The organism is Streptomyces sp. NPDC006296 (assembly GCF_040613235.1).
Classification (GTDB): Bacteria; Actinomycetota; Actinomycetes; order Streptomycetales; family Streptomycetaceae; genus Streptomyces.
The window spans coordinates 15,283-27,225 of the sequence record NZ_JBEXRT010000022.1 but is presented as its reverse complement, the minus strand read 5'-3'; the positions used below and the strand labels follow the sequence as shown (position 1 = coordinate 27,225).

At 73.7% G+C, this 11,943-nt stretch carries 11 protein-coding genes; 5 read left to right on the top strand and 6 right to left on the bottom strand.

Annotated elements, in window-relative coordinates; translation table 11 throughout:
• Positions 1-2: 2 nt before the first annotated feature.
• Positions 3-656, bottom strand: coding sequence for a response regulator transcription factor (locus tag ABZ172_RS17385; protein ID WP_356884589.1), 654 nt, complete (start codon positions 654-656; stop codon positions 3-5).
• 362 nt (positions 657-1,018) lie between these two features.
• Here ABZ172_RS17385 and ABZ172_RS17380 point away from each other — a divergent pair, with 362 nt between their 5' ends.
• On the top strand, positions 1,019-1,192 hold the full coding sequence (locus ABZ172_RS17380) for a hypothetical protein (RefSeq protein WP_356884588.1): 174 nt from the start codon (positions 1,019-1,021) through the stop codon (positions 1,190-1,192).
• Between the two features lie 92 nt (positions 1,193-1,284).
• Here ABZ172_RS17380 and ABZ172_RS17375 read toward each other — a convergent pair whose 3' ends face one another.
• Positions 1,285-2,085 (bottom strand): inositol monophosphatase family protein, encoded by an 801-nt coding sequence (locus ABZ172_RS17375; RefSeq protein ID WP_356884587.1) that lies wholly within the window; start codon positions 2,083-2,085, stop codon positions 1,285-1,287.
• A 75-nt stretch (positions 2,086-2,160) separates the two neighbouring features.
• Complete coding sequence (locus ABZ172_RS17370) at positions 2,161-3,285, bottom strand: ferrochelatase (RefSeq protein ID WP_356884586.1); 1,125 nt, start codon at positions 3,283-3,285, stop codon at positions 2,161-2,163.
• A 127-nt stretch (positions 3,286-3,412) separates the two neighbouring features.
• Between ABZ172_RS17370 and ABZ172_RS17365 the strand changes: the two genes are divergently transcribed.
• Together ABZ172_RS17365 and ABZ172_RS17360 are read left to right on the top strand one after the other, a co-directional pair.
• On the top strand, positions 3,413-4,657 hold the full coding sequence (locus ABZ172_RS17365) for an MFS transporter (protein ID WP_356884585.1): 1,245 nt from the start codon (positions 3,413-3,415) through the stop codon (positions 4,655-4,657).
• Complete coding sequence (locus tag ABZ172_RS17360) at positions 4,617-5,936, top strand: D-arabinono-1,4-lactone oxidase (RefSeq protein ID WP_356884584.1); 1,320 nt, start codon at positions 4,617-4,619, stop codon at positions 5,934-5,936. Before ABZ172_RS17365 ends, ABZ172_RS17360 begins: the two co-directional genes overlap by 41 nt.
• 25 nt (positions 5,937-5,961) lie before the next feature.
• Here ABZ172_RS17360 and ABZ172_RS17355 read toward each other — a convergent pair whose 3' ends face one another.
• Positions 5,962-7,056: a hypothetical protein gene (locus ABZ172_RS17355; RefSeq protein ID WP_356884583.1), complete on the bottom strand. Its 1,095-nt coding sequence runs from the start codon at positions 7,054-7,056 to the stop codon at positions 5,962-5,964.
• A gap of 498 nt (positions 7,057-7,554) precedes the next feature.
• Between ABZ172_RS17355 and sepH the strand changes: the two genes are divergently transcribed.
• Complete coding sequence (gene sepH / locus ABZ172_RS17350) at positions 7,555-8,622, top strand: septation protein SepH (RefSeq protein ID WP_356884582.1); 1,068 nt, start codon at positions 7,555-7,557, stop codon at positions 8,620-8,622.
• Between the two features lie 317 nt (positions 8,623-8,939).
• Here sepH and ABZ172_RS17345 read toward each other — a convergent pair whose 3' ends face one another.
• A complete protein-coding gene (locus ABZ172_RS17345) occupies positions 8,940-9,767 on the bottom strand; it encodes a sulfurtransferase (RefSeq protein WP_356884581.1) in 828 nt (275 codons plus the stop codon).
• A 238-nt stretch (positions 9,768-10,005) separates the two neighbouring features.
• Between ABZ172_RS17345 and ABZ172_RS17340 the strand changes: the two genes are divergently transcribed.
• The gene (locus ABZ172_RS17340; RefSeq protein ID WP_356884580.1) at positions 10,006-10,782 is read left to right on the top strand and encodes a VOC family protein; all 777 of its coding nucleotides are present in this window, start codon (positions 10,006-10,008) and stop codon (positions 10,780-10,782) included.
• Here ABZ172_RS17340 and ABZ172_RS17335 read toward each other — a convergent pair.
• Positions 10,693-11,766 (bottom strand): helix-turn-helix domain-containing protein, encoded by a 1,074-nt coding sequence (locus tag ABZ172_RS17335; RefSeq protein ID WP_356884579.1) that lies wholly within the window; start codon positions 11,764-11,766, stop codon positions 10,693-10,695. The two genes, ABZ172_RS17340 and ABZ172_RS17335, sit on opposite strands and share 90 nt — an antisense overlap.
• Positions 11,767-11,943 lie beyond the last annotated feature (177 nt).

Sequence of the window (11,943 nt, the reverse complement as noted above, 5' to 3'; positions counted from 1 at the left end):
CCTCAGATCCGGTATCCGGAGCCGGGGACGGTGACGATGACGGGGGGTTCGCCGAGCTTGCGCCGCAGCGTCATGACGGTCACCCGCACCACGTTGGTGAAGGGGTCGGTGTTCTCGTCCCAGGCCTTCTCCAGCAGCTGCTCGGCGGAGACGACCGCGCCCTCGCTGCGCATCAGGACCTCCAGGACGGCGAACTCCTTCGGGGCGAGCTGGATCTCCTGCTCGTCCCGGAAGACCTCGCGGCGGTTGGGGTCGAGCTTGATGCCGGCCCGCTCCAGGACCGGGGGCAGCGCGACCGTGGTGCGGCGCCCCAGGGCACGCACCCGTGCGGTCAGCTCACTGAAGGCGAAGGGCTTGGGCAGGTAGTCGTCCGCGCCGAGCTCCAGTCCCTCGACCCGGTCGCTGACGTCGCCGGAGGCGGTGAGCATGAGGATGCGGGTGGGCATGCCCAGCTCGACGATCCTGCGGCAGACGTCGTCGCCGTGCACCAGCGGGAGGTCCCGGTCCAGCACGACGATGTCGTAGTCGTTGACCCCGACACGTTCGAGGGCCGCCGCTCCGTCGTAGACGACGTCGACGGCCATGGCCTCCCGGCGGAGTCCGGTGGCCACCGCATCGGCGAGCAGCTGCTCGTCCTCGACGACGAGTACGCGCACGGCGCAGTCCTTCCCTAGATCACGAAAAAACGGCGAGGGGCCCCCGATCCGGCCGCTCGCTGCACGTCAGCGGCACCGACTGTGCGCGTCCATCCTGCCCGTAACGCGCATAAACCGGCGGTAAGACGGCGTCGAACGGACCGTGGCCCCGGGGAATACATCCGGTTCCCGGGTCAGTTGAGGTTTCTGGCGGGACAGGGGCGGGGAAGACGCTGTCACACCCGCGATCACGCCCTGTACGGGGCGTACCACAGCCCGTCCTGCATCCAGAGGGACTGCGTGATCACCCGTACCCCGGCCCGGTGTCCGGGGGACCACCGGGCACACCCCCGTGCCACCGACCCACGACGAGGGGGCGCTTCATGGACGCTTTCACCGCAGGTCTCCTGCAACGCATCAAGACCACCGAGTCCGACCTCACGAAGGCGCGCGAGACGGGCGACGACTTCCTCGCCGACGTCGAACAGGGAGAGCTCGACGACCTGCGTCGACTCGCCGCCGAGCACGGCGTGGAAATCGGCGCCACCAGCGTCTGAGCCGCTGCGGGAGGGCCCCGGGAGCCGTCATGGTTCCCGGGGCCCTCTTCGTGCGTCGGTGGGCGCTCCGGCCGGCTCAGGGGGCGGCCGGGTCAGTCGTGCCAGGCACCCAGCTCCTCCAGGAGCGCCTGAAGCGGCTCGAAGACGCCCGGGGTCGCCGCCACGGTGAGGTCCCCGTCCGCGGGGAGGCCGGGGCGGCCTCCGGTGAGCGCGCCGGCCTCACGGGCGATGAGGTCGCCGGCCGCCACGTCCCAGGGGTGGAGTCCGCGCTCGTAGTAGCCGTCGAGGCGGCCCGCCGCGAGGTCGCAGAGCTCGATGGCCGCGGATCCGCCGCGCCGGATGTCGCGCAGCCGGGGGATCAGCTGCCGGGCCACCTCGGCCTGATGGGTGCGCACCTCGGTGACGTAGTTGAAGCCGGTCGACACCAGAGCCTGTTCGAGGGGGGCCGTGGGGCGGCAGCGCAGGGCCTCACCGTTGGCGTGGGCCCCGCGGCCGAGGACCGCGTGGAACGTCTCCCCGCGCATCGGCGCCTCGACCACGCCGACGACCCGCTCGCCGTCGCGCTCTGCGGCGATGGAGACCGACCAGGTCGGCAGGCCGTAGAGGTAGTTCACGGTGCCGTCGAGCGGGTCGATGACCCACCGGATCCCGCTGCTGCCCTCGGCGCTGGCGCCCTCCTCGCCGAGGAAGCCGTCGGCGGGGCGGTGCTCGGAGAGGTAGCCGGTGATCAGCTTCTCCGCCCGGATGTCCATCTCGGTGACGACGTCGATGGGGCTGGACTTCGTCGCGGCGACCCCGAGGTCGGCGGGCCGGCCGTCGCGCAGCAGCGCACCGGCCCTGCGGCCAGCCTCCAGGGCGAGGTCGAGCAGTTCGGACAGGAGGGGGTCGGTCACAACGCTCCAGAGGTGGTGTCGCGGGCCCGGGACGCGCGCGTCCGCGCCCGGGCGGCGGGAAGGGGAAGGGCGGTGTCAGCGGGCGCTGTCGGCACCGGCCGCCGCCGGCTTGGGGACCCTGGCCGGGCAGCAGCCGACCGGGCAGACGTCGTGCGAGGCGCCGAGCGTGCCGAGTGCGCACGGCGTGACGGGGCGGCCCTGCTCGGCGGCGGCGCGCTCCAGCAGCAGCTCGCGGACGGCGGCGGCGAACCGGGGGTCCGCTCCCACCGTGGGCGAACGGCGCACCGGCAGTCCGAGCTCGGCGGCCTTGGCGGCGGCCTCCGTGTCGAGGTCGTACAGCACCTCCATGTGGTCCGAGACGAAGCCGATGGGGGCCATCACCACCGCCGGCACGCCGTCGCCGTGCAGCGCCTCCAGGTGGTCGCAGATGTCGGGCTCCAGCCACGGGATGTGCGGGGCGCCGCTGCGCGACTGGTAGACGAGCCGCCACGGGTGGTCGACGCCGGTCTCCTCGCGCACCGCCTCGGTGATCAGACGGGCGACCTCCAGGTGCTCGGCCACGTAGGAGCCGCCGTCGCCGTGCGTCGGTTCCGGCCCGGAGGTGTCGGCTGCGGCCGTCGGGATGGAGTGCGTGGTGAACGCGAGGTGCGCCCCCGCCCTGACCTCCTCGGGGAGGTCGGCCAGCGACGCGAGGACGCCGTCCACCATGGGCCGGACGAAGCCGGGGTGGTTGAAGTAGTGCCGCAGCTTGTCCACCCGGGGCACCGGGAGGCCTTCCGCCTCCAGCACGGACAGCGACTCCGCAAGGTTCTCGCGGTACTGGCGGCAGCCGGAGTACGAGGCGTAGGCGCTGGTCGCGAGGACGGCGATCCGGCGGTGTCCGTCCGTGACCATCTCGCGGAGGGCGTCGGTGAGGTACGGGGCCCAGTTCCGGTTGCCCCAGTGGACGGGGAGTTCGAGGCCGTGGTCCGCGAAGTCCTTGCGCAGCGCGCCCAGGAGCTCCCGGTTCTGGGCGTTGATCGGGCTCACGCCGCCGAAGAGGAAGTAGTGCTTGCCGACCTCCTTGAGCCGTTCTTCGGGGATGCCCCGGCCCCGGGTCACGTTCGCGAGGAACGGGACCACGTCGTCAGGGCCTTCGGGACCGCCGAAGGACAGCAGGAGAAGGGCGTCGTAGGGAGCGGGATCAGGCAGATCGGACATGGCCCTGATCCTGCCACCCGCCGCCGGCGGCCCGGCACCCGCCATGGGCCGGTACCGGCCGGCCACCGGCCGCCCGTAAGCTGTGTCAGCCGTCCGCACACCTGACAGGTCCCACCGGAGCCACCCCTTGCCCAGCCCCTACCGCGCCCTCTTCGCCGCTCCCGGAACCCTGGCGTTCTCGACGGCCGGACTCCTCGGGCGGATGCCGCTGTCCATGATGGGGATCGGCGTGGTGACGATGATCTCCCAGCTCACCGGTCGCTACGGGCTGGCCGGCGCGCTCTCCGCGACGCTCGCCATGGCGGCGGCGGTGGTGGGGCCCCAGGTGTCCCGGCTGGTCGACCGGCACGGGCAGCGCCGCGTCCTGCGCCCGGTCACCCTGTTCGCCGCCGCCTCGGTGGCGGGGCTGCTGGTCTGCGCCCAGCAGCGGTTCCCGGACTGGACGCTGTTCGTCTTCGCCGCGGGGGCCGGGTGTGTCCCGAGCGTGGGCTCGATGGTCAGGGCCCGCTGGGCCGAGATCTACCGGGGGTCCGGCCGGCAGCTGCACACCGCGTACGCGTGGGAGTCGATCGTCGACGAGGTGTGCTTCATCTTCGGCCCGATCGTCTCCATCGGCCTGTCCACCGCGTGGTTCCCCGAGGCGGGCCCCCTGCTGGCCGGCGGGTTCCTGGTGGCGGGGGTGTTCTGGCTGACGGCGCAGCGCGGGACCGAACCCGGGCCGCACCCGGCGGAACGGCACACCGGCGGTGCGGCGCTCCGCTCGCCGGGGCTCCAGGTGCTGGTGCTGGCCTTCGTCGCGACCGGAGCGATCTTCGGCGCGGTGGACGTGGTGACAGTCGCGTTCGCCGAGGAGCGCGGACACAAGGCGGCGGCCAGTCTGGTCCTCGCGGTCTACGCCCTCGGCTCCTGCCTCGCCGGGGCGGTCTTCGGCCTGCTGCACCTGCGGGGGAAGCCGTCCACCCGGTGGCTGGTGGGGGTGTGCGCGATGGCCGTGAGTATGATCCCCCTCCAACTGGCCGGGAGCCTGCCGTTCCTGGCCGTGGCGCTCTTTGTCGCGGGCCTCGCCATCGCACCGACGATGGTCACCACGATGGCCCTCGTCGAACAGCACGTACCGCGCACCCGGCTGACGGAGGGCATGACCTGGACCAGTACCGGACTCGCCGTCGGAGTGGCGCTCGGTTCCTCCGCCGCGGGCTGGGTGGTCGACGCCTCCGGCGCCGGTGCGGGGTACGCGGTGCCCGTCGCGGCGGGGGTGCTCGCGGCCGCGGTGGCGCTCCTGGGGTACCGCCGGCTCGGCGAGCCGGCGCCTACGGGAGGGCTCGGGGAAGATGACCGACACCTACGCACGGACGGCGAGCACGTGGCGTAACTGGGCGGGCAACGTCACGGCCAGGCCCGCACGGGTGGCGTCCCCCGCCACCGTCGACGAGCTCGCCGGGGTGCTCCGCAGGGCCTCCGGGGACGGGCTGCGGGTGAAGCCCGTCGGCACGGGCCACTCGTTCACGGCGGCCGCCGCCACCGACGGGGTCCTCGTCCGCACGGACCTGCTCGCCGGGATCCGCGCCGTCGACCGCACGGCGATGACCGTGACGGCCGGGGCCGGGACGACCCTGAAGCGCCTCAACGCCGCGCTCGCCCGTGAGGGGCTCTCCCTCACCAACATGGGCGACATCATGGAGCAGACGGTCGCCGGGGCGACGTCCACGGGCACCCACGGCACCGGACGCGACTCGGCGTCGATATCCGCGCAGATCCGGGCGCTGGAGCTGGTGACCGCGGACGGCACGGTGCTGCACTGCTCCGCCGACACGCATCCGGACGTCTTCGCGGCGGCCCGCGTCGGGCTCGGCGCACTGGGCGTGGTCACCGCGGTCACCTTCGCCGTGGAGCCGGTCTTCTTCCTGACCGCCCGCGAGGAGCCGATGACCTTCGACCGGGTCACATCCGATTTCGATCAGCTGGTCGCGGAGAACGAACACTTCGAGTTCTACTGGTTCCCGCACACCGGAAACTGCAACACCAAGCGCAACAACCGCTGCGCGGGCCCCGCAGCGCCCGCCGGGCGGGTCAGCGGCTGGATCGAGGACGAACTCCTCTCCAACGGGATCTTCCAGGTCGCCTGTTCGGTCGGCCGGGCGGTCCCGGCGGCGATCCCCTCCCTGGCCCGGATCTCCAGCCGCGCCCTGTCGGCCCGTACGTACACCGACATCCCGTACAAGGTCTTCACCAGCCCGCGGCGGGTGCGCTTCGTCGAGATGGAGTACGCCGTCCCGCGCGAGGCGGCGGTGGACGCCCTGCGCGACCTCAAGGCCATGGTGGAGCGCTCACCGCTGCGGGTCGGCTTCCCCGTGGAGGTCCGCACGGCTCCGGCGGACGACATCGCGCTCTCCACGGCCTCGGGCCGGGACAGTGCGTACGTCGCGGTGCACCTGTACCGGGGGACGCCGTACCGGGCGTACTTCACGGCCGTCGAGCGGATCATGACCGGTTACGCCGGCCGCCCGCACTGGGGCAAGATCCACACCCGGGACTCCGCCCGGCTGGCCGCGGTCTATCCCCGGTTCGGCGAGTTCACCGCTCTGCGCGACCGCCTCGACCCGGACCGGCTCTTCGCCAACGACTACCTGCGGCGGGTGCTCGGGGAGTGAGCGCCGGGCGTCGGACGGGGCCGGGTCACGGGGCCGGGTCCGTGCCGCTCCCGCCCTGCCGGTCCGCGGCCGCGCCGGTCCCGGCCGGGTCCGGCGCGGCCGGAGTGGTGGCGTCCGGGGCCGGTGCGGTCGGGCTCGCGGTCTCCGGCGCCGTGGTCCCGCCGGACGACGCCGAGGGGGTGGGGGCGGGGCTGTCGGCCGAGCCGTCGCCGGAGGGCTCGGGGCGCGCGCTGCCGCCGGTCCCGGGGGCCGTCGTGCCGCCGCCGTCCGGGACGGACCCGTCGCCCCCGCTCTTCTCCTGGGCCGGGGCGTCCTGCCGGCCGTTGCCGTCCGAGGGCGCGGTCGTCCCCCCGCCGTTCCCTCCGCCGCCGACGACCGACCCGATGGTCGTGCGGCCCTCGCCCCCGAGGTCGTGGCCGGCGACGGCCTCGTACACGGTGATGCCGGCCATGGACAGGACGAAGACACCGGTCGCCGCGAGGGCCGACCGCTTCCAGCCGCGGACACGGGTGCCGTGCGTGCGGGCCTCGGAGTAGCTGCCGTCCGCGTGCGGGCCGCCCGGGCCCGGTCCTCCCGCACGGGCCGCGCCGGGAGCCGCCCCGCCCGGCCGGAGCTGCCGCAGCAGCCTGGTGCGGTCGGCGTCCGTGCCGGTGTCCGGTCCCGCCGCGCCCGGCACCGTCGTACGGTCGGCGCGGCCGGCGGCGTCCCGTCCCGCCGCGCCGAGCGCCGCCGCGCCGAGCGCCGCCGTGCGGTCGCGGTCCGTGCCGGTGCGCGGTCCCACCGTGCCGAGCAGCCGCGTGGCGTCGTCCTGCGGCATCGGGGGCGCGGGCCGGGTCTCCCTGGTGCGCACGGTCACCTGACGGCCCGCCGGATGCTTCACCTGGACGGTGACTTCGCGGATCTGCTCGCCGGTGCGGCGGAAGAAGTGCTGGAAGACGGAACCCCCGCAGGTGGCCACCACGCTCATCACGCCCGCGCCGACGATCGTGCCGTACACGCCGAGCTGGGAGGCCATCACCGCCGCCGCCACCGCGGCCACGGCGCTGCCCGCGACCTGGGGCAGGCTCAGATCTATGCGCCTTTCCTTATGTTCCGCATCACTCTGCGGCTTCTGAACCATGATCTGTCCCTGCTCGACAACTCGTCCACCTTGCACCAGGAAAGGACATATGAGCGAATCGGATAGTTCCGATTCTGGAGATATTGTGAAGCAGCACACCCATCGCGGGCATACCGCGAACAACGGGGTAGTCCAACTCCCGCGCCCGGCGAGAACTTCGGCGGCGCGCCGGTCCACCCGGGTGGCCCGAATGGAGTACTGTGACGAGCCCTGGGGCCGGACTCCCGTACGGGTTTCCGGCACTGACGGGAGGGGGCCGAAGGGTGGTTCCCGCACCGGCGGCGCCGCGGCATCGCACGGGCGCCCGCTGCACGGAGCGACCAACCGGTCACCCCGTGTCGCGCACGGGTGGCCGTGTCATCGTGGTGCATCAGGGTCAAGGCCCGACACGCCGGGCAACTTGGCAAGATTGTGGCAGGCTGAACCCGGGCAGGCCACACTCGACTAGCGGAAGCAGCGACGCACGTGACGTCGGCAGGCACCACCCGGGAGGTTCCCATGCCCGAACTGCGTGTCGTGGCCGTCTCGAACGACGGCACACGACTGGTGCTCAAGGCTGCGGACAGCACGGAGTACACGCTTCCGATCGATGAGCGGCTGCGGGCCGCCGTGCGCAACGACCGCGCCCGGCTCGGACAGATCGAGATCGAGGTGGAGAGCCATCTCCGCCCGCGCGACATCCAGGCACGCATAAGAGCGGGCGCCTCCGCCGAGGAGGTCGCCCAGTTCGCCGGCATCCCGGTCGACCGGGTGCGCCGCTTCGAGGGCCCGGTGCTCGCGGAGCGCGCGTTCATGGCCGAGCGCGCCCGGAAGACTCCCGTGCGCCGTCCCGGTGAGAACACCGGCCCCCAGCTCGGCGAGGCGGTGCAGGAGCGCCTGCTGCTGCGCGGCGCCGACCGGGACACCGTGCAGTGGGACTCCTGGCGCCGGGACGACGGCACCTGGGAAGTCCTCCTCGTGTACCGCGTCGCGAGCGAGCCGCACTCCGCGAGCTGGACGTACGACCCGCCGCGCCGCCTGGTCCAGGCCGTCGACGACGAGGCGCGCTCGCTGATCGGTGAGACCGACGACGTCGCCGCGCCGGAGCCGAGCTTCCCGTTCGTGCCCCGGATCGCACGGCTGCCGCGCGACCGTCCGCTGGACCGTTCCCTGGACCGCCAGCTGGAGCGTTCCGCCGCCCCGCTGTCGGAGCCCGAGGAGCGTGTCGGCGGCGTGTCCGCGAGCGAGCGCGACTCGCTGACCAGCCTCCTGGAGGCGGTGCCGAGCTTCCGCGGCGACATGATCGTCCCGGAACTGCCCTCGCAGCCCGAGCCGCCCGCACTGGAGCCCGCGTCGCAGGCGGAGCCGGAGGCGGACGAGCCGCCGGCCGCGGCGGCGTCCGCCGCAGGGGCCGGGTCCGCCTACGCCGATGTGCTGATGCCTCGTGCGGTGGCGGGCCACCGCGACCGGCTCACGGGGACGACGGACCGCCAGGCCGAGGCCGACGGGGTCCGGCCGGGCCGCCGGGCGGCGGTCCCGAGCTGGGACGAGATCGTCTTCGGCACCCGCCGGAAGAAACAGGACTGAGGGCAGGCCCGCCAGGGCGCCCATGGTGAGGGCCCGCACGCCTCGGCGTGCGGGCCCTCACTCGTGCCACGGCCCCGGACACCGCTCGCGCCGGGCCGGGTCGATCACGGGTCCCGCCGGCCCTCGCCTTCGCCCGCAGCCCCGGCCGGTGTGCGTGCCGGTTCCGGTCACGGTCTCGGCCGGCCGCGAAGGACCGGCCGGCCGGCTCGGCGTGCGCGGGGCGCCCCGGTGCCGAGCGCCCCGCGCCCGAGGGGCCCGGCCGCGAGGGGCTCCCGGCCCGGGGACGACCGGACGGATGCGCCGGTGAAGGCCCCGGGTCAGCGGGGATCCGGCCCCGTGGCGACCGGTCGGGACGTGTCGGAGGACCACTCCGACCAGGAGCCCGCGTAGAGGGCGGCCCGGTGACCCGCGAGCTCCAGCGCCAGCACCTCGTGGGCGCCCGAGACACCGGATCCGCAGTAGACGCCGACCTCCGTGGCACCGTCGGCGCCGAGGGCCGAGAAACGGGAGGCGAGCGAACCGGCGGGCAGGAAGCGCCCGTCCTCGCCGACGTTCTCGGTGGTCGGGGCGGACACCGCTCCCGGGATGTGGCCGCCGACGCGGTCGATCGGCTCCACGTCCCCGCGGTAGCGCTCCGCCGCCCGGGCGTCGAGCAGCAGCCCGGAGCGGGCCAGCCCGGCGGCGCCGTCGGCGTCCAGGAGGCCCATGGCGCCCGGCCGGGGCCGGAAGTCCCCCTCGTCGGGCTTCGGGATGTCGGTGGAGAGCTCACCGGTCCATGCGGCGAGACCCCCGTCCAGCACCCGGACGTCGAGGTGGCCGGCCCAGCGCAGCAGCCACCACGCGCGGGCGGCCGCCCAGCCCTGGCCGCCGTCGTAGACGACCACGGGGGTCGTGCGGCCGACCCCGGCCCGCCGCATGACGGCCCCGAAGGCCTCCGGGTCGGGCAGGGGGTGCCGGCCGCCGCTGCCGGCCGGACCCGCGAGCTCGGTGTCCAGAGAGACGAACACCGCGCCGGGGAGGTGACCGGCCTCGTAGTCGGCGCGGAGGTTCGGTCCGCCGAGCTGCCAGCGGACATCCAGGAGCACCGGCGGGCGCGGCCCCGCCGACTCGCTCGCGTATTCGGATGCGGTGATGATGGGCTTCATACGTGCCATCCTCGCCCAGGGACGGCCCGCGGCGGTAGAGAACCGGAAACAGTCGTACCGCATCAAATCGGCCCACGTCGTGGCCGGAAGCCGCAGAACGCGGCGCGGCCGGGGTGCCTGCGGGGCGCAGGGGTGCGAGCATCTGCACGGAGCGTACGCAGCCGTGTCCGTACCGCTGGAGGCCCTGCCGGCCCCGCCCCCCGTACGGCGTCCCGATGGTACGAGGAGAGAGAAGAAGATGACCGAGGCCGCCACCCGGCGCACGCCCGGAGCACCGTGCTGGGTGAGTCTGATCGTGCACGACCTGGCCGCGACGCAGGATTTCTACAGCCGGCTGTTCGGCTGGGAGTTCCGGCCCGGCCCCGAGCAGCTGGGACCGTACGTCCGGGCGCTCCTCGACGGCAAGGAGGTGGCCGGCATCGGGCAGCTCCCGCCCGACCGGCACCTCCCGATCGCCTGGACGACGTATCTGGCCACGGAGGACGCGGACGCCACGGCGGAGGCGATCCGCTCCTGCGGGGGGACGGTGGCCGTCGGGCCGATCGACGCGGGAGAGGCCGGGCGCCTGCTGCTCGCCTCCGATCCGGGCGGTGCGGTGTTCGGCGCCTGGCAGGCGGCCGAGCACCTCGGAACGGCGCTGGCGGGTACGCCGGGCACCCCCGTGTGGAACGAGCTGGTGACCCGGGAGACCGCTTCGGTCGCCAAGTTCTACCAGGGAGTGTTCGGGTTCGAGACCGAGGCGGTCGTCTCGGCCGACTTCGACTACCAGACGCTCCATCTCCGGGGCCGTCCCGTCGCCGCCCTGCACGGGGTGGGGCACGGTCTGCCGCGCGACCGGGGCCCGCACTGGATGTCCTACTTCCAGGTCGCCGACACCGACGAGGCGGCGGCCCGCGTGGTGGAGCTCGGCGGGCACGTCCTGCAGTCACCCCGCGAGGCCTCCAGCGGAAGGCTGGCCACGGTGGCCGATCCGGAGGGCGCCGTCTTCACCCTCGTCCGGCCGCCGCGGAGTTGAACGGCCCCGTCCGGCGGCTCCGGGCCCGGGACGAGGCCCGGAGCCCGGCCCGGCGGCACCGGTGGCGGCGTCCTCGCGCAGGTCTTCCCCCGCGGCCGGACCCCTGACGTAGGCGGCGGGTGTGGTGCCGTAGACGGTCTTGAACTGTCTGATGAAGTGGCTCGCGTCCGCGAACTGCCAGCGCGCGGCGATCTCGGACACGTTGCCGCTGGCACCCTGTCGCAGCAGCTCGTCGTGCGCCCTCTGCAGGCGTCTTCGCCGGGTGAAGGCCATGACGGTGTCGTTCGACTCCGCGAAGGACCGGTGCAGGGTCCGCAGGGGCACCCCCACCAGCCGGGATATCACGGCGGGAGACAGGCCCTGACTGCCGAGGTTCTTCTCGATGACGTTCTTCGCGGCGCTCACCGTGGCACGGGCACCGTTCTCCTGCTCCGGCGCGGAACGGCCGGAGAGCAGTCTGGCGAAGAGGGCCGCACAGGCGTCCACCGCGATCTCCTGCGCGACGACCGAGCGGTCCAGGTCGCCGCTCCGCTCGATCGCCTCCAGGACGTTCAGGAGAAGGCGCACCTCGGGGGTGGTGGCATCGGCCATGTACGCCTCGCCGATGGCTCGTGACAACCCGGTGCGCGCCAGCACCGCGTGGCGGGGAATCGTCACGGCGAGCGCGCGGGTGGCCGGAGCGCAGGTGAAGTCCCAGGAGGTCCGTGCGTCCCGGATGAGGATCTGACCGGGTCCGGCGGTGCGGGACACCCCTCTTCTCGCGTAGACGAGCCGGCCGGACGTCACGAGGTGGGCCACGACCGGGTCCTGGTCCGTGTCGTTGCCGGAGACACCGGACAGGGCGTCGCAGTACACCCGCGCCAGCAGCAGGCCGCCGAAGAGACGGCCTTCCGCCGAGAACCTGAATCCGTGGGCGGCGGATCTTTCCGGAATGCGCAGACGGGTGAGGTGCGCGAGCGGACCGTCTTCCCATTCCCGGGACAATCGCCGGACCTGACCGGCCTGTCGGGGTGTCAGCTCCACGGCGTTCGTGAAACGAGTCGACGGAACGCCGTGGAGAGGGGAGTTCGCAGAGTCCTGCGTCTTCCGATCGTTCATCGTCACCTTTTCTCGGCGGACCGAGCGTTTCGTGACGCCCGGATACGGACGGGGGTAACACGG